The sequence below is a fragment of the Pseudothauera lacus genome (assembly GCF_003034845.1).
Lineage (GTDB): Bacteria > Pseudomonadota > Gammaproteobacteria > Burkholderiales > Rhodocyclaceae > Pseudothauera > Pseudothauera lacus.
Genome location: NZ_PZKC01000037.1, coordinates 1 through 1,206, shown reverse-complemented (window position 1 = coordinate 1,206; position 1,206 = coordinate 1). Strand labels below are relative to the sequence as shown.

The following is a 1,206-nucleotide window of genomic DNA, read 5'->3' as shown; positions in this document are numbered from 1 at the left end:
AGATTCTATGGTTCTGGTCAAGCACGAGAGAGCCTGTCTGGGTCGAACTGCGTTTGAGTGCGGAACAGGGCGAACGCCGTGCGCAGCAATCGTCTGGCCAGGCAGACCAGGGCGGCGGTGGTCGGTAATCCTTTGGCACGCTCATGTTCGTAGAATGGGCGCCACGTAGCGGTTTTGGCTGCAGACATAGCGGCATTGAAGAGCAACCGTCGCAGTTCAGCAGGGCCACGTTTGGACAAGCGTCGGGTACCACGCTTCTTACCGGAATCGCACGGGCGTGGGTCAAGTCCGGTAAACGCCACGATGGCGTCGGCACGCGCGGTGGGTAAGCGTTTGAACAGGTTGAGCAGCGCTGCGCCAGACAGGAGCCCAATGCCTGGGATGGATTGGACGCAGGCAGCCTGAGCTCGGGTCGTTTCGTGAGCCGCGAGCGCCTGTTCGATTTGCCGATCAATGGCCTTAAGCAAGTCGGCCAAGGCGCACAGGGCTGTCTTGGATTCGGCATCCAGGCAAGACAGATGCGCCAAGCTCTGGCGCATCATGCCCTGGGCCTTGACCAGGGTAGCACGGCGTTTGAGTAGGGTATCGAGGTGGCGCTGCTCGTCGGTGGGAGGCTGCCACGGGTGCAAGTCCGAATGCTCATGGGCAATGAAACGGGCCAGCAGCAGCGCATCAACGTGGTCGGTCTTGGCGCGTTTGCCCAGTGCATGGGCGTAGTGGCGTACATCCTTGGGGTTGAGCAGATAGACCGTGAAACCAGCTTGGTGGGCCAAGGTCGCCAACAACTCGTGGTAGCCGCCGGTCGACTCAAGGCCAATCCGGGTACCCGGCGCCAGCCTCTTCAGCCAGGCCCGCAGCGTGGCTGGTTTGTTCTGCAACGTGCTCGATGTGCTGTGCCCGTGCTCGGCGACGACCACCTCATCTTTGGCCACATCGACGCCTATGAAGGGACTGGATGGCAATTGATCAATCATGGTTCAAAATGGCGGTTGCCGGGGTAGCCCCCTTGTTGGCGTGAGCTTGCATATATCGGCGCTGTGCATCGCGCTGGATTCCTCATCGACGCTGCCAAGAGGGGTGGGAGACGTCTCAGGGAGTCGGTCAGCGGCCCCGCTGCCGATGCCAGTCGATGTCCCTCCACCCCGGCTCCTCGCCTTCCTCCTACGAAGTAAAAGAGCCGGTATAGACCATACAAGCCTGTCGAAG

1 protein-coding gene is annotated in these 1,206 nt (G+C 61.0%); it reads right to left on the bottom strand.

The genetic code is table 11. From position 1 onward, the window contains the following. Window positions 1-17: 17 nt before the first annotated feature. On the bottom strand, window positions 18-974 hold the full coding sequence (locus C8261_RS17085; RefSeq protein WP_107494927.1) for an IS110 family RNA-guided transposase: 957 nt from the start codon (window positions 972-974) through the stop codon (window positions 18-20). Between the last annotated feature and the right edge of the window lie 232 nt (window positions 975-1,206).

Excerpts from the sequence above, each read along its gene's own strand:
- C8261_RS17085 (WP_107494927.1), bottom strand. The coding sequence starts at position 974 with ATGATTGATCAATTGCCATCCAGTCCCTTCATAGGCGTCGATGTGGCC.